Genomic DNA, 25,263 nt, shown 5'->3' on the forward strand with positions numbered 1-25,263 from the left:
ATGAAAAAACCCGCCGAAGCGGGTTTGTGGTGACGATGAATGATATGGACTAGGACGCCTCGAGCGCAGCAAGGCGCGCCTCTGTTCTGGAGATACGAGCCACGAGGCCACGGGCGATAAACAGATTGAGCTGATCGTTGCGCAGGGAATACAGACTACCTGCCTCCCTGATGACCACTTGCGTTGCCTCCACGGCCTCAGCTGCAGGAACAACGACATTCCCATCGGCATCGGTAAAAGCAGGCTGAGGGGGCACGGCCGGCCGATAACCCAGCTCCTCCTCCCACTGGTCGAAACAGATGAATCCGTATTCGAACGGATCGAGTCCATGCTGCTCCATGATGGCAATGATGCCCTGGACCGTGCCGCCGACGTGCCGGCGAGCATCCGCCCCTTTGGCCTGGATCGACTCCAACCACTTGTAAGTGCCGACACTTTCAGCGATGGTCTCCGCCGCACTGATCTCAGCGTCTGTCATTGGGCGGATAGGTGTCTTCATCCTGGCGTCCGAGGTATTGATGGCGCCTGTAACGGCATATACGGTGGTGTATCTGGATGCGGGCGCGCCAAGGGACAACACGCTATCTGACGTTGGGTACAACTGTTGCGGATTAATGGCGACGATATCGCTTAACACGCCACCTTTTCGCAACTGAAATGCGAACGTAGAATCCACGGCACTGTTATTGCATAACATCCGCCCACACAGGCCATTGGCGTTATACGAATCCCATATTGAGGGATTCAGGCCCGAGGCCTTCGCAGAGAAAACGCCGTATCCGTTTTGTCCCTGGGAGATAATTTCAGTTGACCCCCCGGATGTTACCGTCAACGTAGGAGAATTCATCGCTACTGAAACTAAATTGCTGAACGTCATCACCCCGGTATCCGCTACACGGAATCGCTCAACCGAATTTGTAATCATTGACAGTGTGCCTGCTACAGGCGAGTACAGGCCATACCCGCTGGCACCGATCAGGTACCCGACAGTCGACCGCACTGGTCCTGTGAATGAAGGGTTGGACTTCGGAGCCAGTAAATTCATTGCCTCCTGCTGGAGAATACTCACGGGTTTGTTAGCATCAGATGTATTGCTCACTTTATCCAGGGACGCTGCATTTGCCTTGAGGTCCAGCGCTTCCTGCTGCAAAAGGCTGATCGGTTTATTCGCGTCGGCTGTATTGTCCACTTTACTCAGGCCCACATCGTTTTTGCTGCCTGACGTGGCCACCGCCGCAAACTGTGGTTTACCAGTAATGCTGCCCCAGGTCGGCACATATGAGCTCGGCAGGGCGTCAGTAATGCCATAGCCAGCCAGCGTTGTCGCGCGCACCGCTTTTTTGGTATCCAATTCGGCCAGAGCCGCCTGCACGTTTGTCGCAACGATGCCACCCGCCGGCGTGCTTGCAACTTGCGACGCCACGTTCGTCGGAATCGTCACCCAGGCGCCAGCCTGGAATACGCGCAGGCAGCCGCCGTTCAGCACCGTGTCCCAGTAGGTCGCGCCGGCCAGCAGCGCACCGCCATTATTGTCAACGTCCGGCGGAAGCGCCTTGGCGCCAAGATAGCGCACTTCAAGCGATTTGAGCGCTGCCTCCGCCTTTGAGGCAGCGATGGCAGCAGTACCATCCGACTCTGCCGCCGCAGCGGCTGCAGCCGCCGAAGCAGCAGCGCTCGCGGCCGCCGCCGCGGAATTCTGCGGGATATCGACAATATCCTTCGCCTTGGCCAACTGGTTCAGCTGATAGATCAGATCCTGCTGGCCGTATTTAAAAGCATCAGTCATTACAGCTCCTCGACTTCAATGGTAGTGGTATATGCCTGGAAAGATGGCGTGGTGATGGCGGCCAAGTTGGCCAGGCGCCCATACACCTGGTGAGTCTGCTCGAGCTCGACGTCGTCGCTGTCCGGAAACAGGCTGACAAATAGCGGATGCGACAGACCATTCCCGCGCACGATGCGCCACAGCTCGGCTCGATCCATTGGCGTCATGTGGTCGAGAGAAATCGACAGTTTTCGGTACAACGCACCGCGCTCGACTTTCTGCTCGCCGGCGCCATTGCGGTACTGGCTGCTGGTATCGCCTGGCGTGACGCCGGCGCCGTAAGATGCGTTCTGCTCGGGGCTCCACCAGGCGCCGGCCACCAGGCGCGCAGCCTCAATGTAGCCGGCAGGGTTGTCGGGATCGACCAGGTCGATCACCAGTTTTTTGACGCTGCGCATCTGGAACCAGCTGCGGCCATACGTGCCACCTCCGTAGCTGAATGCATTCACACCGAGGGGCAGCGCCCCCCAGTTCCACATGCCCAGTCGCGCGTACTCGCATGCCGGCACGGTGCCGATATCGAAATCGGGTACGGCATCCCCTGGCTCGACGTAGCCGCGCACGCGAATCGTCGCCGTCGGCGTCAGGTTGCAAAATGGCAGAACCACGCCGCCGATGATCTCGGGCGTGGGCCAGGTGGCCGTAATGGTCAAGGCCTGGCCGAGCGAACGCAGCACGTCATACTTGCCCTCGTGCTGCAGGTTGGCCGGCCCCAGCGCGCCAGCCTGGCTGGACGCGGTCAGCACCGCCCGGTCGCCGGCGTTGTCATGGATGATGCGCAAGTTGTTCATACGTCACTCCGCGCTGGCCAAACAATGGCCTCAAGTTCTTCAAAGGAATTCGCTGCCGCGATCTGCTGGCGCAAGTGAAGGCCAATGGCGAATGCCTCGGCAACTTGCGCCCCCAGAGCTGCGCCAACGGCGATCATGCCGGCAGCATCGAGCGTCAGGTGGGTGTTATTTGATAAGGTCCAGTCAATGCTGTATGGCCGGCCGGCAGCCTGCGCCATCAGGGCCAGCTGCGTCGCACCAACTATGCGATCCTTGTCTGCCTGGTACACGACGCCATCGCACGCGAAATCCGCAGCTTCAGCCATACAGCGTGCCGCCTTGATGCGATCCCAAGTGCGCGCTTTGACGCCATCCAGCGTTCTTGCATCTATCCACATGTCTGCCGCCACATCATATTCGTGATATTCGCTGGGCTGGGGCGGTATCGTTTTTCCTGTGCGCTCGTTTGTTTGAGTGCCGTCACTGTTAATAATTATTGTTCCCATTAAAAATTCCTTGCGATCACAATCGCCTGACATTGTTTAACATAAAGCTTGCCCATATTCGCAGCGGTAAGGTATGCATTGGTGCCGGAAACACCGAACTGCACGGTGTCACCCACGTTGATATCCAAGGTAAGTCCGTAGACCGTTGCGGCAGGAGCATCGCCATCCTGCCGCTCCTGGACTCCGCTCAACCAGAGCCAGTTCCCGCTATTGATGCGATACCAGATGCTCAGTTGATCGTCGACCACCGCCGTGCAAACGATTGAAAAAAAGACTCTGCCAGAGCGGATACGGAGCGCGGCAGGCCACCCTGGAGCGTTGTGCTTGAACAGCACTTCCAGATTCGTAAATACGGCAGCAGAATTGAGCGACGAAGCTTCAACAAATACTCCGGATGCGGACGATTGCAGGGAAATCGATGGATAACCGGGTTCGAAAAATGCCGTTGCAGCGGAGGCAGTGCCAACAGACACACGTGCAGATGAAAGATCGCCAGAGAATGTACCTTTCACAGCGTCCAGCTCACCGGAAAATTTTCCTTTGGCTGCATCCAACACACCGGCAAAGCTGCCCTTCGCCGCTTTTAACTCACCGGTGAAGCTCCCATCGACACTGTCCAGATTGCCGCTGAAAACGGCGCGGCCATTAATGATGGAAAAGCCAGGCGCATAGATATTGCCTGCCGCATCGATCTGCACATACTTTCCCAGGCCCGGATTGCCAAACAGCAATCCACTCTCGCTCAGATGAAAACCGCTACCGCCATTGCTTGGCCATGCATAGGCATTGTTGGGATAACCACTACCGCCGTGCAGCGTCGCGCTGTAAATATCGCCGGCAGTAACTTTGCCGAGATCGGCGGAAATCGCACTCAACTGCCCCACCTTCAGCGCATTCAGATACGGCGCCGCCCACTTGGTCGTGCCGCTGGCCGGATTGAAAATACCATCGGACCGGTACAGCGATTCACCTGCGCCAAACAGCGGCGGCGAACCTTCCCACACCGTGCCTGCGCCCCAGGTGTCAATTGGCGGGAAAGAGGCATCGCCCTGCGTACTGAGCGTCGCCGGGGCGCTGGCCAGCGACAGCAGCGTAGTCTTGCTGTAGGCAACGCGAGCAGAATTGCCTGTCACGCCGTCGAAAATCTTGCTCACCGTCTGGCTGGCCGTGTAGGTCAGACCGTCAGCCACAATGGTCGCCGTGATCGTCACGCTGTCGCCCACCATGCCGGCATACGCCAGGCTGGCCACGTTGCCGACGCGCGTCAGCACGCTGGCATTGCTGGCGGTGAACGCCACCTGGCCCTGCATGTTCACCAGGCCAGCCGTGAAATCGATGCTGGCAGGAGCGGCAATAGTCGTGGCGGCCACCTTGAACGCCTGTGCAGTCGCCGCCAGCAGCAGCACGCGGTCGTTGGCCGGTGCGAAGCGCGGCACGGTACTCATGATCAACCTGTCACGCTCCCCCACAATCGCGCTCATACGAGCACCCCCACCGTCACCCGGCCCGTCAGCCAGAAGCGCGACAGCAGCACCACCACGCCCGGCACGCCATCCTGCAAGCCAAAGCGCTCGGCGCGCAGTTGTACGGGCTGCCCCAGTTCCAGCATCATCATTTCGGGTTCTCCATCGAATTCGTAAATGGTCCGCGGCACCTTGTTCAAGGCCAGGCGCCGTTGCGCTTCCGCGCGGGCGTCGGCCCGCGTCTTGAGGCAGGTATCGATCTGCGCCGGGTCGTCGGAAAGGCGGTAACGTGTGCGCACGGCTTCATCGACCACCGTTTCGGTCAGCCATTCCGTGGCATACAAATCCGCATGCGCGGGCGGAATGCTGGTCATCAGGCCGGCCTGCAGCGTGTAGTTGCGGTCGAAACCGATCTTCACGGCCGCCGTCACGGGCAAACGCTGAGCGGGACGCAGCGAGCGTTCGCGCATCTGCTCCAGACCGATCGCCACCGGCACGCCGGCGGCCGGCAATGCGATCTGCACCAGGCGCAGCTGGCCGGTGCGCGACATCAGCGCTTGCGCGCCCACGCTCGCCGCCAGCTGCTGGATGGCCTGCGCCTGGTTCGTGCGGTCCGCAACATACAGCCCCACCGGCTGCGGGTGGGCCGCATCGAAGGCAGCCAGGTTGTCCATATCCAGGTCCGCCACGGTAAAACGGTCGGCCGCCTTGCCGTAGGCCGTGGCGATGCGCTGCACCAGCGGCGCGATGCGCGGCGCATAACCGCCGCCCTTGTCGCCCTGCACGCTGGCCGTGATCGTGGTGGAAAACGGGTCAGTCGTCAGCTTGAAGCGCCCCGTCTGGTCATTCAAGCCCACGGCAATCGGCTTGCCGTTCGTGCGCACCTCGAACGTCGATTCGACCGCGCCGAGAAAACCATATTCCAGGGTGGCGGGATTGATCAGCAAGGGCGCCACGTTGTGACACTCGCCAAACGGTATCGGCAGGATGGCGTCCTTGTTGGGCGTCGTACCGCCCAGCTTGGTTTCGGAGATCGGCGTATTCAGGCGCTGCAGCTTGTCGCGCAGCACCAGGTTGACCGACTCGCGCCCCGCACTGGCCACGTCGGCGATGATGCCGTCGAAGACCAGCTGGAAGTCGGCCCGTGGCCAGGAAGGATCGCCGGCCCAGGCCTTGATCGGCCGGTTCATCCAGACGTCATCCAGCCAGCCATCGAGAGCCCCGTCGGCGTTATCGAGTTCGATATCGCCGCCCGACAGCCCCGCCTCGCCGGACAGGCTGACCTGTTCCGTGAAGGCCAGGCCGCCCTTGGCCAGCGGCAGGTACGCAGTATTTTCCGGCACCTCCTGCGGGCCGGTCACGTAGGGCCGCGAAGCGATATACCGCGTCACTTCGCTGCCGGCCATATTCACTTGCGCCTCGATCAGCACCATGCGGATGGCCGACGGGCTTTGCAGCCATTTCTGAAATTGCGCATCGGTCATGCATATTCTCCTTTCACCGCATTGGCCCAGGCGGATGCCCGGGACGATTTATCCACGCCATCGACCACCGTCCTGGCGGCATTCGCGTTCGATTCAAAGGTGGCCTGGATGGTGGCGCCCGTTTGCGCCCGCTGGTCGGCGCGCAAGCCTTCCAGCTCCACGCGCATGGCCTGGTTGTCTTCGCGCAGGCCGCGGATTTCGGCGACCAGGACGTCGGAGCCGACGTTCGCCGCCGACGAGTAGCGCACGGGGTCGAAGACTGCCGCTGCAACAGGGGAAGTCATCGCTGCCAGCGCGGCGATGACGGGAGGATTACCGAGTTGCACACCCAGATCCGCCGCACCGCCCATCGCCGCCCGCAGGCCGGCAATGGCCTGCGCCACCGTCAGCACGCTGTCGTTAATGGTGATCAAGCCCGATACCTGGGCATTGAGCGCATCGAGGCTGGCCTGCTGCACGTCGACCTGCGCGGCTGCCCATTTCAATGCTTCCTTGTTCGCTTCCACCACACGGGCATAGTCCGCCGCATAGCGGGCGTCGGACGCATTGACCACTTGCGATGCCGTCAAAAACGCCTGTTCGGCGGCAGACAAACCCGATTGCGCCGTCGTGTCGCCCGCATTCGCGGCCGCCAGTGTCTTCTCGAACTGCGCCCGCGCCTCGGCGTACTTCTGCTCCGGCGTCAGCGTCGACTGGGCGCCCAGCGCCATGCTGGAATTGAGCCCGTTCAAAGTCGTCACCCACGATTTCGACTTCTCCAGCGCCGACTTGGCCGCCGTAGATTCCGTCTCGTAGGCCTTGGCCAGCGCATCCTTCGCGCTGGTCACCGCCTTGACGGCCTGGATCTGGTCGAACAGCCCGCGATTGACTTCGGCAACGCTGCTGCGTTGAGCCGCCAGCAACTGCGCTTCCGTCTTCGTCAATTCGTTCAACTGCTGCTGCATATCCTTGCGCTCGCTGGCGATGTCGCTGGCTGTCTTGCTCACTTCGGCGAGCTCGCCGGTGGCGGCGCTGAGGTCTGCCGCATAGTCGGCCGCCTTTTTGAACGGCTCGGCGATGGCAAGCAGCTGCACATACATGTTCTGGCCGGCGGCCGTGTTCAAGTCCTGTGCCAGCACCAGCGCCTTGAATTGCTCGCTCGTCGTCACGCCGGACTGTCCCATCGCCGCCATCGCGCTGCGCACCGATTTGGTGATGGGATCCATCTGCTCGGCTTCGCTCAGGAAGTTCTGCACGAAGAAGCTGGTGCCGCTGGTCAGGGTATCGAGATCGCCAGCCGCGTTTATCAGGCTTTCGCTCAGGGCCACGGCGGCAAGACCGGAGCTGTTGAACGACTTGCCCAACACGGCCAGCACATCCGTCACCTGCATGTAGTCATTCGCAACGCGCGCCAAGGTTTCCAGATAACCCTCGCCGACCTTCTGGTACTGCTCCAGGCCACCAACGCCAAACTTGGCCATATCATCGCCCAGCTTGGAGAATGCGGCTTCCAGCGCTTTCTGAATCTCATCGCCCTTCAGGTCTTTCAGCGATATCTTTCCCATATCGACCACGAAGGACTTCAACCGCGCATTGAATGCATCACCGTCCATCCCAAGCACGCCGGCCGCAGCCTTGACGGTGTCGGACAGGCCGAGAATAACTTTACTGAACTGGTCGTTCGCTTCGCGATCAAGGCCACTCAAGGCCGTACGTTTCTTGTCACGGGAAAACCAGCCTCCCGACGTTTTGGTATCCGTGTACTGACTGGCTGATACGCCACCCGCCTGAATGCTGTCAAGCGAAGCTTTGTTCAACATTAGTCCTGTGTCAATCGTCGTCGTTTTACCACCGAAGATGGAACCAAGGATGCCGCCAGTGATTTTTCCTACCAGCCCACCCGTCAGCTTATCGAGTGTAAGTCCAATGACGCCGCCAGTGATTGCAACGGCAAGCGCGGAAGAACCAAATGCCGCCGCGCTGCCCTTGTTATCAGCGGCCATAACGCCAGTTACGCCGGAATTGCGCACCAACAGCCCGCCCAAGCCACCAATGCCTGTCGCCACCTGGCGCAGCGAATAGGCCATCGAGGCGGAATACGCCAGCCCCAGGCCGGAGTTTTTCTCCATGATTTCCAGTGAATTCGCAATCGAATTACTTTTCGCGGTGGAGTCCCCCAATACCGTACCAGTACCGGTGGCCGCCTGCCGGTCCCTGGCCGTAGTATCGGCACCGCCACCACCGGAAACAGCGACCCCAATTGCCAGCAGCATGCCAGCCACCATCGCAAATGCACCGATATTGGCGGGAAATGGCGCAGCCAACGACGCGGCGAGAGCCGACGTGCCATAAGCGCTGGACTTGGCAGCTTCTGCGGCAGCTACTGGACCAACAGAGGCCGCAGTACTGGTAATCTCGGCCGTCGTCGCCGCAGTTTTCGCCGTTGTCACCAGGGTGATATTCGTCAGCTTTTCAAACAGCGACTTGGCATTCATGGCAAATTCATAGGCGCGAAAACCCTTTTCCACCTTTTCCATGACTTCATAGCCAGTCGAATGTTCCTTGAAAAAGCCTTTTGCCGCCGTGGCCATTTCGCGGTACTGCCTGACCGTCGACATGTGTTTTTTATCTTGTGCCTTGTCCTTGTCTTTGTCGGTCTTTGCTTCGCCCATCTCCTTGACAAAGGTAAAATCGATATCGTCCTGTGCCTTACGGAAGCCCAGCAAGGCCGTCGTCATCTTGCCGATGGTGCCGCCGACCTTGCCAAACGCCGTCTCCAGTTTTTCAGCAAACGTCTTGGCAAACTCCCCCGCCTCCTTCCACTCGGCCTCGCTATACTTACGCGTGGGCGCCGCCGGTGCCGCTTTTGCCTTCGCATCGGCCGCCACTTTACCGGCGGTGTCCAGCTTGTCCTGGCGCTGTTCTTCCAATGCAAACGCACCATATTTGGCACCCGCGCCGGCTGTGGCAGGGCTACCTTTGGCGCGGAAAGCAGCCAGCCGCGAATAGGCATTGCCCAGGCCACTTACCACATTGAAGGCATCGACCAGCGATTTTTCCTCGCTGGCATTCACTGCACCCAGGGCCTTCGAGGCGGCGGTGGCGGCGCGTGCCTGCTCCGCCAGGGCGCGCAGTAACAGCGCCGACGATTCCGCCTCTGTATTGGCCGCCTTCATGCCCTCGGCCGCAGCCAGGCTGGCCTCGCTAATTGCTTTCAGTACCTGAGCGGTGTCGGTCGCCTTCGTCAAGTCAATGACAAGTTTTAATTCTGTTATCTCTGGCATGTTTGGCCCATAAAAAAAAGCCGCGCATGGCGGCCGGGTTGAAAAATGCGGGTCAGCCCGCCGCATGCTGGTGCGACAGGAACAGCGCGTCGAGCTGGTCCAGCAGCTGGTGCTCGAACGGCTCGATGGCGATGCCGTGGCGCGCCTGCCAGGCGAGGATTTCCGTGCTGGCGATGGGATTGACGGCCATGCCGTTCTGCCGCTTGCGGTTCAATTGCGCGAACCATTCCCACACGTGGGCCAGCTCGAACGGCACGGGCGACGCAGCTTCCTCGGGCGGCGCGCGGAACAATGGATGGCGCCGGGCCGCATCGATATGCTCCCCCTTGGCATGGCCATCGGCCGCCCGCGCGCCGCGCTCGAACTGGTGCCCGGCGTAGCGCAGCAGGCTGGCCGTCAGAGTTTCAAAAAATTCGACTCGTTTTCCAGCGCCGTGGTGACCTTTTCCTGCCAGGTCGGGTATTTTTCAAAGGCCGCTTCCAGCAGCGCCGGATCGAGGGGTACCGGTGCGCCGTTGCTGGTAAAACCGTACCAGCCCGTGACCACGGCCAGCGCCAGGCGTTTCTGGTTGCCGTCGATGGCTTGCACCAGCAGTTCCGCGCCTTCGTCGGTGGAGGCGTCGATGGCCGTCTTGCGGCGCGCCGATTTCTTGTAGCCTTCGGCGCGCACGGCGTTGTTGGCCAGGCGGTATTGCTCGCTGTTCTTGCCGACGATGGTCAGGCCGGCCACCGCTTCGCCGTCCGCGTCGAAGATGACGGGCACGTCGAACGTGACGGGCGTGGCAGCCGCATGGATATTGCCGATGTCGAAACCTGCCTGGATTTTTTGTGCGTTGTTCATGTGTGCTGCTTTCTGTATGAAGTAAAAAGTAAAAGGCCGCCATCACGGCGGCCCCGGATCAAGCGTCAGCCGCTTACAGCGCGCTGTCCTGGATGCTCAAGGTGGTCGCTTCATGCTGCGCATCGGCGCCCTTGTAGCGCAGGACGTCGAAGGCGCAGGTGACGATTTTGTTTTTCTCGCCGTCGTCGATCTTGGCCGAGGTGATCTTGATGCGGCCCATGGCCAGCGCCAGCACGTCGGCGGTTGGCGCCGTGCCCGACGCCATGGCGTAGGCCAGCGGGATTTCCGTCTCGGACTTGAAGTAGTCGAGATAGGTGGCGTCCTGCAGCAGCACCGTGAACTGGCCCGAGCCCATGACCTTGCCGCGCGAGGCGGCCGTGGCGTACTTCGAGCCGATCACCGGGTCGACCTTGACCTGGCCGTCGAGCGAGACGGACATGCCGGTGCAGATCTGCGACGGGATGCCGTTCACGGACAGCATCGCCGTGGCGCCCGAGAACTTGCCGGTGCCCGGCGCGGCCAGCGGCGTGGGGAAGTACGGCACGGCCGTGGTCGGGCCTTCCGCCTTGCCCATCAGGGTGAAGTCCAGGCTGGTGATGCCGTTCGGCTGCACGGCGATATCCATCTTGCTGACCAGCTGATCGACGAAGCTGCGGTGTACACCGATCTTCGGGTCCTGCACTTCGGCCGTGAACCAGTCGGTGGTGTGGCCGCTCAAGGGGGTGAAGCTGCGCTTGCCCACGGCCGCCACGCCGACCGAGTCGCCGGCCGCCTTGACGATCATGGCCGAACCGTCCATGAACTGGCCATTCAGGTTGGTCGCCGTCACCGACGTGACGAAGAAGTTCTTTGCATTGTTGGCGGCGGCCGGCGCCGTCATGCCGGTGATGCGCACCACGCTGCCGGCGCGGAAACCTTCCGCCAGCCAGGAACCGGCGCTGCGCGTCAGGCCGGAGGCGGCAGCGGCGATAGTGGTTTGCGCGGCAGCGACGCCGCCGGCCGTGAAGTCGCGGCGCAGCAGCGCTGCCATCAGCGGTGCGTAGGTGCCGCACGCCGCTTCGGCCTTGATGGCGCCCGTGGTGCGGAAATTGCCCAGGCGGGTATCGCCCTGCTGCTGGCTGGCGTCGATTTCGGCGCTCGCATATTTGTCCGCTTCCGTGTCGAAGGTGGCCGTGACGCGGGGATAAATCTGGCCGCCGCCGGCGGCGGCCTTGCTGCCTTCGGCACTTTGTTTGCTGATAACGATCAAGCTGTCGATGCCGTTTGCTGTCGATGCCATAAGTAATACCTTTCGTGGGATGAAAAAAAAGACCACAGCTGTGGTCTTGAGGGGGGAACTGCCAAGTATCGGGAAAATAAAAAGCCCGCACGCGGTGAGGCGGCGGGCTGGCGTCCGGATGGCATGGGGCCATGCCGGATGGATGTTGGGCGAAGGGGCCATGAAGGCCGTTCGCTGCGCTGATTTCCCCTATCGGTGTCGCGCCAGAGGCGCGTCTATTACGAGTGGAGAAGCATGTGGTCCTGCGGTGTTGCCGGTGTTTCTGTTGCTGCGTGATCGAGACTCTATTGTAGGGGCGTTTTTTTCAGCGCCAGGCATATTGCAAAAAAACTTTTCAGTGCCCCAGGCGGCGCATGGCGCGGGCGCCGTGCGACTGGAAGATGCCTTCCAGCTCGCTGACCATGTCCTTGATGCGTTCGAGCTCGAAACCGCCGGAGCAGCTGATGGCCGCTTCGCCGGCGCCGTGGCACGCCTTGCAGACGACCGGCGCGCCGGCCTGCATGGCGGCGACGACGCCCGTGCCGTGGCAAACCTTGCACTTGCTGTCGAGCCAATGCGCGAGCGACGCTTCGGCCACGCGGCGGTACAAGGTATTGGCGGCCTGCGCATCCCAGGCCGTCTGCGCCTTGACCCAGCGCCGTGCGCGGCCCTTCTGCGTCACGGCCGCCGTCCAGGCGCGCAGCAGCTGCGCCAGGTTGCCGGCATTGCCCTCGAACAGGCGGCTGACGGTGCCGTCCGCGTATTTGACGCGGCACAGCAAGGCGCCCATGTCGCCGGCCAGCGCCGCGGCCGCGATCACGTCCAGGTCGTGGTGGACGGCATCGTCGCGCAGGTTCTGCGACGACAGCGATGCGATGAATTTTTCTGCAAACCCCATGATTTTCTCCTCGTTGATTCTTGTCTTAGTTTTCCCGCGCCGGCCCGAACAGGGCCGCCACCAGCGGATCGCGGCGCGCCGCACCGCGTGGCCAGCTGGCCGTACGGCGCACCTGCGGCGGCAGTTCGGCCCAGCCGTCGACCTCGTCGTCCTGCTCGCCCAGCGCGTACAGGGCGGGCCGCTGGCGTCCCGGCTCCGTGCAATGGCGCTGCGCCAGATGAATCTGCCCCATGCCGCACATGTGGCGCAAATAGCGGCTCATGGTGCCCGCGTCGAGTCCCAGCAAGGCGGACAACTGCGCCGCGCTGGCCTGGCCCTGCTCGCGGATGTACTGCGCGATGCGGGCGATATGCAGCTGCGACTTCTTGCTGCGTCCCTGTAACTGGCGCCCCTGCCGCGGCACCGCCCTGCTTTCAACCGACTGACTGCTGTTCAACATCTGCCTGACCTCCCGTGGTGTCGCCAACCGGCAAACGCTGTAGTGCGTTTGCGACAGGCAACGAGTGGACTTTATCAATCGCTAATGTTAAAGTCAAGCATTTGGTAATTTATCAAACGGTAAATTTCAGGTTTAATGTGGAGATGAATATGTATCAATACAGACGCGACCGCCTGCTGGCCCTGATCCGCGAGCACTACGACAACACGCGCAAGAAAATTTCCGACGTCAGCGGCTGGAGCGAGGCGCGCATCTCGCAAATCCTCTCGCCCACCTACCGCGAGGGACGCGCGTTCAGCGAAAAGATCGCGCGCAAGCTGGAAGCGGATCTGCAGCTGGACAGCATGTACTTCGACCAGGGCGCGGCGCCCGACCAGGCGGCCATGGCCGCGCGCGCGCTGGCCGGCGTGCAGCCCGTGGTCGTGGAAGATGGCGAAGATGAACGCTTCTACCCGATCCGCAAGGTGAAGCTGCGCCTGTCGGCCGGCATCACGGGCTTTGCCATCGAACCGGAAACGCACGACGGCAGCACCATCAGCGTGCCGCGCAGCTGGGTCGAGCGCAATGGCTACCACCCTGAAAAACTGGTGGCGATCAAGGTCAAGGGCGAGAGCATGGAGCCGGCCCTGTACGAGGACGATGTGGTGATCATCAATACGGCCGACAACCGGCCGGCCGACGGCATCGTGTTTGCCATCAATTACGAAGGCGAACCGGTGGTCAAGCGCATGGCGCGCGACATCGGCGAATGGTGGCTGACGTCGGACAACCCCGACCAGCGCAAATACCACCGCAAGCTGTGCCGCGGCAATGAATGCCTGATCGTCGGCAGGGTTGTGCGCAAGGAAAGCGACCGGATCTGAGAACGAAGTTTATCGATTGATAAACTTCGTTCCCATCATGGCGCTGACGCCAATGCTGCCTGGATCTGCTGCAGCGATGCCGGATCGTCCATCGACGTCAGGTCCCCCGGACTGCGTCCTTCGCAGATGGCCTGGATCGAACGGCGCAGCAGCTTGCCCGAGCGCGTCTTCGGCAGCTGCGCCACGAACAGCACGCGCGCGGGCCGCGCCACGGCGCCCAGCTGGCGGTCGACCACGGCCATCACTTCGCGTTCCAGCGCTGTTTTCGCCTCGACGCTGTCAAAACCCTGCGGGTCCTTGAGGATCACGAAGGCCATCGCCACCTGGCCTTTGAGCTTGTCTTCCACGCCCACCACCGCCACTTCCGACACGTTCGGATGGCTGGTGATGCTTTCCTCGATTTCGCGCGTGCCCAGGCGGTGGCCGGCCACGTTGATCACGTCGTCCGTGCGGCCCAGAATGAAGTAATAGCCGTCCGCGTCGCGCACGCCCCAGTCGAAGGTCGAATACACTTGACGACCGCTGAAGGTGGACCAGTAGGTGTCGACGAAACGAGAGTCGTCGCCGTAGACCGTCTGCATGCAGCCGGGCGGCAGCGGGCCTTCCAGCACCAGCACGCCCTTCTCGTTGGCGCCGCACTCCTCGCCCGTCGCCTCGTTGAGCAGCTTGACGCGGTAGCCGTACATGGCCTGGCCGGGGCTGCCCAGGCGCGTCGGCGTGTCGGCAATGCCCTTGGCCACCGAGAGGATGGGCCAGCCCGTCTCCGTCTGCCAGTAATTGTCGATGATGTCCACCTTCAGTTCGTCGGCGATCCACTGCGAGGTGGTTTCATCGAGCGGCTCGCCTGCCAGGTACAGGGCCTTCAGGGAAGACAAATCGTATTTGCGCATCAGTTCCACCGGGTGCTTGCGCAGCACGCGGATAGCCGTCGGCGCAGAGAACATGCGCGTGACCTTGTATTTTTCAACGATGCTCCACCAGATGCCCGCATCGGGACAGATGGGCAAGCCCTCGTACAGGATGGTGGCCATGCCGGCGATCAGCGGGCCGTAGACGATGTAGGAGTGTCCCACTACCCAGCCGATATCCGAGGTGGCAAAGAAGGTTTCGCCGGGCTTGCCGCAGAAGTTGTACTGCATCGACGACGCCAGCGCCACCGCATAGCCGCCCACGTCGCGCTGCACGCCCTTCGGTTTGCCCGTCGTGCCCGAGGTATACAGCACGTACGACGGCTCGTTCGATTCGAGCCAGGCGACTGGCACCTGCGCGTCCAGGTGCCGTTCGCGCAGGGCCGCGTAATCGACGTCGCGGCCAGGCGTCCGTTCCATCGGCACCAGATGGCGGTCGACCAGCAGCACATGCTGCGGCTTGTGCGCGGCGATGCGGATGGCTTCGTCGAGCAGCGGCTTGTAGGCAATCGCCTTGCCATTGCGCGAACCGGCATCGGCGGAAAACACCAATTTTGGCTGCGCATCGTCGATGCGGCTGGCCAGGCTGTTGGCGGCAAAGCCGCCGAACACCACGGAATGCACGGCGCCGATGCGCGCGCACGCGAGCATGGCAAACGCCGCCTCGGCGATCATCGGCATGTAGATCAACACGCGGTCGCCCTTGACCACGCCCAGCGACTGCAATATGGCGGCGCAGCGCTCCACTTCGCGCTGCAGCTCGCGAAAGCTGTAGCTGCGCTCCGTGTTCGTTTCGGTGGAAATGGCGATCAGCGCGGCGGCATCGCCCTGGCGGTCCACCCAGCGGTCGACGGCGTTGTGGCACAAATTCGTGGTGCCGCCGACGAACCATTTGGCGAACGGCGGGCGGGAATAATCGAGGATCTGCGAAAACGGGGTGTTCCAGTCGATCTTTTCCGCTTCCTCGCGCCAGAAAACGTCAGGCGTGTCGATCGAGCGTTGATAAAATGCTGCGAAATTCATGTCTCCTCCGGTATGCGTGCAATCTGTGTTTTTTTGTTCGTGCATGTTCTGCTTATCTGTTCATCTGCTTCCTCCAGTGTGGCCATGCTGTGTGGCGAGCAGCTGCCTTGAAAACAATGCCGGCTGCGCCGCCGCGCAACTGTTGCGTTCCTGCGCGATCCGCGCGCGGTTTTGCTCGAGGCTGGCGTCATCGAGCGGCATGCCAAACTGCCCATCGCCAGGCGCAACATCCTGCGGCGACATCACGCGCTGCAATACGATATCGCCCAGCGCCTTCTTGAAATGTCCGGCCTCCCAGTACCAGCGCGTGGCAGTGCCGCGCTCATTGGCGGCGGGTATCGGCTCGCAGTTGTATGCGCCATAGCCGCTGAAATCCGTGAGGGAAATATGCGCATCCGGGTAGCGCGCCTTGACCGCGCCAATTTCCCGCACCAGCTGTGCTTTCCATACTTCGAACAGGGGCCACAGCCCGGCAGCCTCGAACATGGCCAGCATTTGCGCGTGATACGGATAGATCACCAGCTTGATATCGGCCTCGGTGGCCGCCATCGCCAGCAAAAAGGTGCGCAGCAATCGAAAGTCTTCGGTGGCAAGGCTCCGCGTCGATTTGCGGCGCAAGCTGGCGGCGCTTTCCTGCGCCCGCTGCGTGAACATCTTGTGGTAGCCATCCCGGCGCGCATGGGCGCCGTACTCCAGCAAGGGATTGAAGCCATCGGCCGACAAGGTGGCCGCCTCATCGTCGTGCTGAATGCGCAGCGTGTGCACGGCATCCTTGACGGAGGCCAGCGAAAAGAGCGCATCGAAGCGCCAGAACGCGCGGCCATGCGCCGGCGCGGCGGCCGCTGACGCAGCACGTGCGGACGGTGCGACGGCGGGATTGAGAAAATCGATGAATTCCATGCCCACGATGACCGTGCGTGGCCGGACGCCGGCCTGGCGCAGTTGCGCAAACTGGCTGGCGGATGTCGCCAGGCCCGTGCCCGGAATCGCCAGATTGTAGCCGGCGCCCAGCGCCGACAAGGCGCTGGCGCGCGGATCGAAGCCGATCTCCGCGCGCGAATTGCCGAGGATGATGAAGCGCGGCTGCCTGCGCAGCGCATGTTCCTGCTTGATCTGGTTCTGGTAGCGGCTCAGGCCCGGCTTGACGGCATTGAAATTATCGCGCCGGACGACGCCATACAGGCCATAAGGGTCGACAACGAAAACGAAGGCGCCCGCCAGCACGGCGCCCCCCGCCAGCACCAGCGCCAGTACGGCCAGATAGGATTTGAAAGGGGATGCCGTCATGATGCGCCCTTTCTAGAATTGAAAATACAGGAATTCAGCGGGCCGGTTCAGGGCCAGCATGCTCGCCAGCGCGAGCACGGCGATGGCGGTCGCCCACGCAGGCGAGGCGCGCCAGGTGAGCCAGGCGCGCAGGTGTCGCCCACCGGCAGGAAAATCCAGCGCCGGATCAAAGTGGCGCATGATCTGCTGCGTATTCGGCATGGAAAAAGTAATCAGCGCTGCCACCGCTATCCACGTCCAGCTTTCAATGAACACCGTGCCGCCGCCCAGGTAATAGCCCATGCCCATGGCGGCCAGCACAGGCTGAAGCGGCAGCAAATGGGGCGCCAGCGCATCGGGCAAATCCAGGCCAAAGCCGCCCGCCATGCCTTGGATGATTGTCAGGGCGGTTGCCATGTCGGGTGCGCGAAAGAAGACCCAGGCGACGCAGACGGCAATGAAAGTAAGGGCCGTCGCCAGGATGTTGCCAACGCGCGTACCGGACGGCAGGTGCAGCTTGCGCGTCACCGTGCTCCAGGCCTTGTGGATCGCCAGGTAAGCGCCATGCAGCGCGCCCCAGACGATGAAATTCCAGCCGGCGCCATGCCACAGGCCGCCCAGCACCATGGTGATCATCAGGTTCAGGTAGCGCCGCACGGGCCCGCAGCGGTTGCCGCCCAGCGGGATATACAGGTAGTCGCGCAGGAAGCGCGACAGGGTCATGTGCCAGCGGCGCCAGAATTGCGCGACATTGCGCGCTTTATAGGGCGAAGCAAAATTCAGCGGCAGCCGCACGCCAAATAGTCTCGACAAGCCGATGGCCATGTCGGAATAGCCGGAGAAATCGAAGTACAGCTGGAAGGCATACGCGAGCACGCCAGCCCAGGCGATCAGCAAGGATGGCGCGGCGGGATCACTGAACAAGGGCGCCGAATAGGCGCCGATATTGTCGGCAATCAGCACCTTCTTGGCCAGGCCGATGAAAAAAATCGTGCTGCCGATGGCGATATTGCTGGCCGACAGGCGGAAGGTACGCCGGTCGGCGAATTGCGGCATCATTTCCTTGTGATGCAAGACAGGACCGGCAATCAGATGCGGGAAATACGTGACGAACAGCAGATAGTGGACGAAGCGGCTTTCCTGCGCCTTGCCCTTGCAGGTGTCGACCAGGAAGGCGATCTGCGTAAACGTGAAAAACGAGATGCCAATCGGCAGAATCACGTGCAAAGCGGGAATTGGCTGCGCCAGCAATTGCGCCAGGCTGGCAACGAAAAATCCCGCGTATTTATAGTAGGCAAGCAAGCCGAGGTTGGCGGCAATGGCGGCAATGGCGGCAGCCAGTATCCATTTCTTGCGCGGCCGGGGGCTGGTCGCCAGCCAGGCCGCGCAGCCATAGTTAAAGACGACGGAGCCCAGCAACAGCGGCAGGTAGCGGTAATCCCAGTACGCGTAGAAGAACAGCGACGACGACGCCAGCCAGGCGGCAGCCCATAATTCGCTGCGCCGTCCCAGGATGAAAAAACCGGCCACCGTGATGGGCAGATACGCGAACAGGAAGACGTAAGAGTTAAATAACATCAGTTCACCCGTCGGGAAGTGTGGGAGGTCGCCAGCGTCTGCGCTGCACGCATCGCGGCTGACGCTCCCCCATTTTCCTTGTCGCTCCGTTTCTTTGCTAGCAGAAATATCAACTGATCTGCCTGCGCATCGGCCTACCTGGCCTTAAAACGCGTCGCCGGGAATGCGCACGCTGCCTTCCATCAGCACGCGCGCGCTGCGGCTCATGATGGCCTTGGTGACGCGCCATTGGCCATCGACCTGCTGCGCTTGCGCGCCCACCGTCAGGGTGCCGGACGGGTGGCCGAAGCGCACCGAGTTGCGGGCTCCGCCGCGGGCCGCCAGGTTGACCAGGGTGCCGGGAATAGCCGCCGCCGTGCCGATGGCAACTGCCGCCGTGCCCATCATGGCGTGGTGCAGCTTGCCCATGGACAGAGCGCGCACGAGCAGGTCGATGTCGCCCGCCTCCACCTTTTTTCCGCTCGACGACACATAGCCGGCCGGTTTGGCGACAAAGGCCACCTTCGGCGTGTGCTGGCGCTTCGCCGCTTCATCAAGATGGGAAATCAAACCCATGCGCAGCGCGCCATGCGCGCGGATGGTCTCGAAGCGGGCCAGCGCGGCCGGATCGCCATTGACGGCGTCCTGCAGTTCCGTGCCCGTGTAGCCGATGGCGTCCGCATCGACGAAAATCGTCGGGATGCCGGCGTTGATCATCGTGACTTTCAACACGCCGATGCCGGGCACGTCGAGGTCATCGACGAGATTGCCAGTAGGAAACATGGCCGAGCTGCCACCATCGCCGCCCTCCTCGTCCGCGGCCGGGTCGAGGAATTCCAGCTTCACTTCGGCGGCCGGGAAGGTCACGCCATCGAGTTCGAAGTCGCCCGTTTCCTGGACTTCGCCCTGCGTCATGGGCACGTGGGCGATGATGGTCTTGCCAATATTGGCTTGCCAGATGCGCACCGTGGCGATGCCATCGGCAGGCACGCGGGCCGCGTCCACCAGGCCGCTGGCAATGGCGAACGAGCCGACGGCGGCCGACAGGTTGCCGCAGTTGCCGCTCCAGTCGACAAAAGGCTTGTCGATCGAGACCTGGCCGAACAGGTAGTCGACGTCGTGCTCCGGCATCGTGCTTTTCGCCAGAATCACCGTCTTGCTGGTGCTCGACGTGGCGCCGCCCATGCCGTCGATCTGCTTGCCGTAAGGGTCGGGACTGCCGATCACGCGCAGCAGCAAGGCGTCGCGCGCCGCGCCCGGCACTTGCGCGCTGGCGGGCAAATCCTGCAGACGGAAGAACACGCCCTTGCTGGTGCCGCCGCGCATGTAGGTGGCGGGGATCTTGATTTGGGGTACGTGGATCATGAATTTTCCTGGAAGAGGTAGGTCGGATCAGCGGGGCATCGCCGCGCGTCATCCGACACATTGTTGGCGCGTTTTGGCAGACAGCGTCGGATTACGCGCAAGCGCTAATCCGACCTGCCGTTACGCGGCTTTCGAAGATTCGAGGAAATCCTGGGCAAATCGCTGCAGCACGCCGCCCGCCTCGTAGATCGACACCTCTTCCGCCGTATCGAGGCGGCAGGTGACGGGCACTTCGACCTTGTCGCCGTTCTTGCGGTGGATGACGAGGGTCAAGGTGGAGCGCGGCGTGCGCTCGCCCACGACGTCGTAGGTTTCGCTGCCGTCCAGGCCCAGGGTCTTGCGGTTCACGCCAGGCAGGAATTCCAGCGGCAAGACGCCCATGCCCACCAGGTTGGTGCGGTGGATGCGTTCAAAACCTTCGGCCACGATGGCTTCCACGCCGGCCAGGCGCACGCCCTTGGCGGCCCAGTCGCGCGAGGAACCCTGGCCATAGTCGGCGCCGGCGATGATGATCAGGGGTTGCTTGCGCTCCATGTACACCTCGATGGCTTCCCACATGCGCGAGATTTTTCCTTCCGGCTCGATGCGCGTGAGCGAACCGGCCTTCACTTTGCCGTCCTCGATGACCATCTCGTTCTTCAAGGTCGGATTGGCGAACGTGGCGCGCTGCGCCGTCAGATGGTCGCCCCGGTGCGTGGCGTAGGAATTGAAGTCTTCCTCGGGTAAACCCATCTTCGCCAGGTATTCGCCGGCCGCGCTATCGAGCATGATGGCGTTCGATGGCGACAGGTGGTCGGTGGTGATGTTGTCGCCCAGGACGGCCAGCGGACGCATGCCTTTCAAGGGGCGTGCGCCGGCCAGCGCGCCTTCCCAGTATGGCGGCCGGCGGATGTACGTCGTCTGCGGACGCCAGTCGTACAGCGGGCTGACCTTGATGCCGTCATCCGCCTGCGCGGCAAACATCGGGATATACACCTTGCGGAACTGCTCCGGCTTGACGCTGGACGCGACGATGGCGTCGATTTCCTCGTCCGACGGCCAGATATCTTTCAACAGAATCGGTTTGCCGTCCGCGTCATGGCCCAGCACATCCTTTTCGATGTCGAAGCGGATGGTGCCGGCAATCGCGTAGGCCACCACCAGCGGCGGCGAGGCGAGGAAAGCCTGTTTCGCGTACGGGTGGATGCGGCCGTCGAAGTTGCGGTTGCCCGACAGGACGGCCGTGGCGTACAGGTCGCGCGACACCACTTCGTCCTGGATGACGGGGTCGAGCGCGCCCGACATGCCGTTGCACGAGGTGCAGGCGAAAGCGACCACGCCGAAGCCCAATGCTTCGAGCTCCGGCATCAGGCCCGCTTCCTGCAAGTACAGCTCCACGGTTTTCGAGCCGGGCGCCAGCGACGATTTGACCCACGGCTTGCGCGTGAGGCCCAGGTGGTTCGCATTGCGCGCGATCAGACCGGCCGCGATCATGTTGCGCGGGTTGTTCGTATTGGTGCAGCTGGTGATGGCGGCGATGATCACGGCGCCGTCCGGCATCTTGCCCGGTTCGTTTTCCACCACGCCGGAAATCCCGCGCGCGGCCAGTTCCGACGTCGGCACGCGGTTGTGCGGATTCGACGGCCCGGCGATATTGCGCACGACGGACGACAGGTCGAAGCTCAAGACGCGCTCGTACTGCGCGTCCACCAGGCTGTCTGCCCACAAGCCAGTCTCCTTGGCGTACAGCTCCACCAGTTTGACCAGTTCGTCGTCGCGGCCCGTCAGCTTCAGGTACTTGATGGTTTGCGCGTCGATGTAGAACATGGCGGCCGTGGCACCGAATTCCGGCGCCATGTTGGAAATCGTGGCGCGGTCGCCCAGGGTCAGGTGCGATGCGCCTTCGCCGAAGAATTCCAGGTAGGACGAGACGACCTTCTGCTTGCGCAAAAATTCCGTCAGCGCCAGCACCGTGTCGGTCGCCGTGATGCCCGGCTGTGGTTTACCCGTCAGCTTGACGCCGATGATGTCGGGCAGTCGCATCCACGAGGCGCGGCCCAGCATCACGCTTTCCGCTTCCAGGCCGCCCACGCCGATGGCGATCACGCCCAGCGCATCGACCATCGGCGTATGCGAATCCGTACCCACCAGCGTATCCGGGTAGGCCACGCCATTTTGCACCTGGATCACGGGCGACATGCGCTCGAGGTTAATCTGGTGCAGGATGCCGTTACCGGGCGGGATCACGTCAACGTTTTTAAAGGCCTTCTTGGTCCAGTCGATGAAATCGAAACGGTCTTCATTGCGGCGGTCTTCGATGGCCCGGTTCTTGGCGAAGGCGTCGGGGTCGAAACCGCCGCATTCGACGGCCAGCGAATGGTCGACCACCAGCTGCGTGGGAACCACCGGATTGACCAGGGCCGGGTCGCCGCCCTGGGCCGCGATGGCATCGCGCAGGCCGGCCAGGTCCACCAGGGCCGTCTGGCCCAGGATGTCATGGCAGACGACGCGCGCGGGGAACCATGGAAAATCGAGGTCACGGCGGCGCTCGATGAACTGGCTCAGCGAAGCGTTCAGGGTAGCCGGGTCGCAGCGGCGCACGAGGTTTTCGGCCAGCACGCGCGAGGTGTAGGGCAAGGTGGCATAGGCGCCTGGGGCGATTGCATCGACGGCGGCGCGCGTGTCGAAGTAATCTAGCTGGGTACCCGGCAAGGATTTACGGTACAGGGTATTCATGGGGGTACTCATTATTTGCGGTCCTTGATTGGCACGAATTCCAGGTCTTCCGGGCCGACGTAATTGGCACTCGGGCGGATGATCTTGTTGTCGATGCGCTGCTCGATGATGTGGGCGGCCCAGCCCGAGGTGCGCGAGATGACGAACAGCGGCGTGAACATCGCCGTCGGCACGCCCATCATGTGGTAGGACACGGCCGAGAACCAGTCCAGGTTCGGGAACATGTTCTTGATTTCCCACATGACCGATTCCAGGCGCTCGGCGATGTCGAACATCTTGGTCGACCCCGCTTCCTGCGACAGCGAACGGGCCACTTCCTTGATGACTTTATTGCGCGGGTCCGAAATCGTGTAGACGGGGTGGCCGAAGCCGATCACCACTTCCTTGTTGGCGACGCGCTCGCGGATATCCGCTTCCGCTTCGTCGGCGTTGTCGTAACGCTTCTGGATGTCCAGCGCCACTTCGTTGGCGCCGCCGTGTTTCGGGCCGCGCAGTGCGCCGATGGCGCCCGTGATGGCCGAGTGAATGTCCGAACCCGTGCCGGCGATGACGCGGCTGGTGAAGGTCGAGGCATTGAATTCGTGTTCCGCGTACAGGATCAGCGACGTGTGCATGGCTTTTTCCCACGACGCCGACGGTTTTTCGCCATGCAGCAGGTGCAGGAAGTGGCCGCCGATCGAGTCGTCGTCCGTTTCCACTTCGATGCGCTTGCCGTTATGGCTGTAGTGGTACCAGTACAGCAGCATGGAGCCAAACGACGCCATCAGGCGGTCGGCGATGTCGCGCGCGCCCGGCGCGTTATGGTCGTCCTTTTCCGGCAGGGTGCAGCCGAGCACGGACACGCCCGTGCGCATCACGTCCATCGGGTGGGCGGCGGCCGGCAGCGCTTCCAGCGCCGCTTTCACTGCCGACGGCAAGCCGCGCAAGGACTTCAGCTTGGCCTTGTAGCCTTTCAGTTCCGCCAAGGTCGGCAGCTTGCCGTGCACCAGCAAATAGGCGATTTCCTCGAACTCGCAGCTGTCGGCCACGTCCAGGATGTCGTAGCCGCGGTAATGCAAATCGTTGCCGGTCTTGCCGACCGAGCACAGCGCCGTGTTGCCGGCGGTGACGCCGGACAGGGCGACGGATTTTTTAGGCTTGAAAGTGGCGGCTTGCGGTGCGGTCATTGTGTTCTCCAGATTGAATAGTCTCGGGTGCGTCACTGCGGGACCGGCATGCGGTCCCTGCTTTTTGCTTATTTCTGCTTATTTCTTTTGCGCGGCGAACAGCGCGTCGAGTTTTTGCTCGAAATCATGGTAGTTGATCGATTCATACAGTTCCATGCGCGTCTGCATGGTGTCGACGACGTTCTTTTGCGTACCGTCGCGGCGCAGCGCCTGGTAGACGTTTTCCGCCGCCTTGTTCATGGCGCGGAAGGCCGACAACGGGTACAGGGCCAGGCCCACGTGGGCGCTGCGCAGCTCGTCCAGCGTGAACAGCGGCGTGGAACCGAATTCCGTGATGTTGGCCAGGATCGGCACGTTGACGGCCTTGGCGAACGTGGCGTACATGTCCAGGTCCGTGATGGCTTCCGGGAAGATCATGTCGGCGCCCGCTTCGACGCAGGCGACGGCGCGCTCCAGTGCCGCTTCCAGGCCATCGACGGCCAGCGCATCGGTACGCGCCATGATGACGAAATTCGGGTCCGTGCGCGCATCGACGGCCGCTTTGATGCGGTCGACCATCTCTTCCTTGCTGACGATTTCCTTGCCCGGACGGTGACCGCAGCGCTTGGCGCCCACCTGGTCTTCGATGTGCAGGCCGGCCGCGCCGAACTTGATCATCGATTTCACCGTGCGCGCCACGTTGAAGGCTGAGGCGCCGAAGCCCGTGTCGGCGTCGACCAGCAGCGGCAGATCGCACACGTCGGTGATGCGGCGGATGTCGGTCAGCACGTCGTCCAGGCTGGAAATGCCCAGATCGGGCAAGCCCAGCGAGCCGGCCGCGACGCCGCCGCCGGACAGGTAGATGGCCTTATAGCCGGCGCGCTTGGCCAGCAAGGCGTGGTTGGCGTTGATGGCGCCGACGACTTGCAACGGGGATTCTTCCTGGACGGCCTTGCGGAATGCGGCACCTGCGGAGTATTGAGTCATGTGTTCACCTTATGGGTTTCGGACGGTCCCGAATGTTTCACGGAGTGGCTATGAACATTGATATTGCAAATGCCGTGCCAGCACCATGCGCTCGCGCGGAAAATGCACCACGGCACAGTGAAAACCAGGGAAATGGCCACGCATCGGCGCTGCACGCGTTGTCACGCCAGGGAACAGCGATGTCACGATTCAGGCCAATGATGTTTCAAATATGTTTCAATCATTCCATTTGAAACATTGAAACATGAAACATATGAGACTGCCACCGGCGACGCGCATAAAAAAACAGCCGGCGGGCGCCGGCTGCAGGTTTGCTGGAAATTCAAGGACTAGGCCAGCCGCACCAGCGGATTGGCGATGATGTTGTCGATCTGGCGCACGGCTTCTTCGCAGGCGGCGGCAATGGCGCCCTCCTCGTCGTCGCGCACGAATTGCATGGTCGAGCCTTCGAACACCTCCAGGCCTTCCGCCGTGGCGCGTTCAATGTCGCAGCTGGCCGACCATTTGCCATCGGTGGTGGGCACGGCCAGGGGAACGATTTCCCAGCCTTTATAGTGAATTTTAGAACTGCTATTCATGGGGTGCCTCCTTGGTGACTGACTCAATACTGGAAATCGTAGCATGAAGCGGCACCGCTAGCGACGTGTTTCACGCGCCGGCGCGCGGTCAGGCCGACTTTCAGGCTAAA

Annotated in this window: 20 protein-coding genes; 1 reads left to right on the forward strand and 19 read right to left on the reverse strand. The window is 62.1% G+C overall.

Annotation, left to right across the window (positions count from 1 at the left end; translation table 11 throughout):
* Positions 1-49 precede the first annotated feature (49 nt).
* From JAB4_RS19235 to JAB4_RS19285, 11 genes are all read right to left on the reverse strand, one after another.
* Positions 50-1,786, reverse strand: coding sequence for a tail fiber domain-containing protein (locus JAB4_RS19235; protein WP_070220924.1), 1,737 nt, complete (start codon positions 1,784-1,786; stop codon positions 50-52).
* Positions 1,786-2,616: a hypothetical protein gene (locus JAB4_RS19240; protein ID WP_070220926.1), complete on the reverse strand. Its 831-nt coding sequence runs from the start codon at positions 2,614-2,616 to the stop codon at positions 1,786-1,788. The genes JAB4_RS19235 and JAB4_RS19240 overlap by 1 nt, the downstream gene beginning before the upstream one ends.
* On the reverse strand, positions 2,613-3,101 hold the full coding sequence (locus tag JAB4_RS19245) for a DUF4376 domain-containing protein (protein WP_070220928.1): 489 nt from the start codon (positions 3,099-3,101) through the stop codon (positions 2,613-2,615). Before JAB4_RS19245 ends, JAB4_RS19240 begins: the two co-directional genes overlap by 4 nt.
* The gene (locus tag JAB4_RS19250; protein ID WP_139143776.1) at positions 3,101-4,582 is read right to left on the reverse strand and encodes a hypothetical protein; all 1,482 of its coding nucleotides are present in this window, start codon (positions 4,580-4,582) and stop codon (positions 3,101-3,103) included. Before JAB4_RS19250 ends, JAB4_RS19245 begins: the two co-directional genes overlap by 1 nt.
* Positions 4,579-6,048, reverse strand: coding sequence for a hypothetical protein (locus tag JAB4_RS19255; RefSeq protein WP_070220932.1), 1,470 nt, complete (start codon positions 6,046-6,048; stop codon positions 4,579-4,581). Before JAB4_RS19255 ends, JAB4_RS19250 begins: the two co-directional genes overlap by 4 nt.
* Positions 6,045-9,311, reverse strand: a complete 3,267-nt coding sequence (locus JAB4_RS19260) for a hypothetical protein (RefSeq protein WP_139143775.1) — start codon at positions 9,309-9,311, stop codon at positions 6,045-6,047. The genes JAB4_RS19255 and JAB4_RS19260 overlap by 4 nt, the downstream gene beginning before the upstream one ends.
* A gap of 52 nt (positions 9,312-9,363) precedes the next feature.
* Positions 9,364-9,603 (reverse strand): hypothetical protein, encoded by a 240-nt coding sequence (locus JAB4_RS19265; RefSeq protein ID WP_070220936.1) that lies wholly within the window; start codon positions 9,601-9,603, stop codon positions 9,364-9,366.
* Between the two features lie 104 nt (positions 9,604-9,707).
* A complete protein-coding gene (locus tag JAB4_RS19270; RefSeq protein WP_070220938.1) occupies positions 9,708-10,151 on the reverse strand; it encodes a hypothetical protein in 444 nt (147 codons plus the stop codon).
* Between the two features lie 73 nt (positions 10,152-10,224).
* Positions 10,225-11,430, reverse strand: a complete 1,206-nt coding sequence (locus JAB4_RS19275) for a phage tail tube protein (protein ID WP_070220940.1) — start codon at positions 11,428-11,430, stop codon at positions 10,225-10,227.
* A gap of 334 nt (positions 11,431-11,764) precedes the next feature.
* Complete coding sequence (locus JAB4_RS19280; RefSeq protein WP_034783962.1) at positions 11,765-12,307, reverse strand: zinc finger-like domain-containing protein; 543 nt, start codon at positions 12,305-12,307, stop codon at positions 11,765-11,767.
* Between the two features lie 25 nt (positions 12,308-12,332).
* Positions 12,333-12,746, reverse strand: coding sequence for a FeoC-like transcriptional regulator (locus JAB4_RS19285; RefSeq protein WP_086142938.1), 414 nt, complete (start codon positions 12,744-12,746; stop codon positions 12,333-12,335).
* A gap of 149 nt (positions 12,747-12,895) precedes the next feature.
* Here JAB4_RS19285 and JAB4_RS19290 point away from each other — a divergent pair, with 149 nt between their 5' ends.
* A complete protein-coding gene (locus JAB4_RS19290; RefSeq protein ID WP_070220944.1) occupies positions 12,896-13,609 on the forward strand; it encodes a S24 family peptidase in 714 nt (237 codons plus the stop codon).
* 35 nt (positions 13,610-13,644) lie between these two features.
* Here the strand turns inward: JAB4_RS19290 and JAB4_RS19295 are convergent, their stop codons facing one another.
* The 8 genes from JAB4_RS19295 to JAB4_RS19330 all read right to left on the reverse strand — a co-directional run bounded on the left by JAB4_RS19295 (position 13,645) and on the right by JAB4_RS19330 (position 25,153).
* Complete coding sequence (locus JAB4_RS19295) at positions 13,645-15,585, reverse strand: propionate--CoA ligase (protein WP_343216231.1); 1,941 nt, start codon at positions 15,583-15,585, stop codon at positions 13,645-13,647.
* Positions 15,586-15,600: 15 nt separating this feature from the next.
* A complete protein-coding gene (locus JAB4_RS19300) occupies positions 15,601-16,827 on the reverse strand; it encodes a hypothetical protein (RefSeq protein WP_070220946.1) in 1,227 nt (408 codons plus the stop codon).
* A gap of 12 nt (positions 16,828-16,839) precedes the next feature.
* Positions 16,840-18,384 (reverse strand): MBOAT family protein, encoded by a 1,545-nt coding sequence (locus JAB4_RS19305; RefSeq protein WP_070220947.1) that lies wholly within the window; start codon positions 18,382-18,384, stop codon positions 16,840-16,842.
* Between the two features lie 144 nt (positions 18,385-18,528).
* Positions 18,529-19,728, reverse strand: coding sequence for a 2-methylaconitate cis-trans isomerase PrpF (gene prpF / locus JAB4_RS19310; protein WP_070220948.1), 1,200 nt, complete (start codon positions 19,726-19,728; stop codon positions 18,529-18,531).
* A 120-nt stretch (positions 19,729-19,848) separates the two neighbouring features.
* The gene (acnD, locus tag JAB4_RS19315) at positions 19,849-22,443 is read right to left on the reverse strand and encodes a Fe/S-dependent 2-methylisocitrate dehydratase AcnD (protein WP_070220949.1); all 2,595 of its coding nucleotides are present in this window, start codon (positions 22,441-22,443) and stop codon (positions 19,849-19,851) included.
* 11 nt (positions 22,444-22,454) lie between these two features.
* Entirely contained in the window at positions 22,455-23,609 is a 1,155-nt protein-coding gene (prpC, locus tag JAB4_RS19320; protein ID WP_070220950.1) for a 2-methylcitrate synthase, read from the reverse strand.
* A gap of 78 nt (positions 23,610-23,687) precedes the next feature.
* Positions 23,688-24,575: a methylisocitrate lyase gene (prpB, locus tag JAB4_RS19325; RefSeq protein ID WP_070220951.1), complete on the reverse strand. Its 888-nt coding sequence runs from the start codon at positions 24,573-24,575 to the stop codon at positions 23,688-23,690.
* 329 nt (positions 24,576-24,904) lie between these two features.
* Positions 24,905-25,153: a hypothetical protein gene (locus tag JAB4_RS19330; RefSeq protein ID WP_034751890.1), complete on the reverse strand. Its 249-nt coding sequence runs from the start codon at positions 25,151-25,153 to the stop codon at positions 24,905-24,907.
* Positions 25,154-25,263 lie beyond the last annotated feature (110 nt).

The sequence above is a fragment of the Janthinobacterium sp. HH102 genome, from assembly GCF_001758625.2.
GTDB lineage: Bacteria > Pseudomonadota > Gammaproteobacteria > Burkholderiales > Burkholderiaceae_D > Janthinobacterium.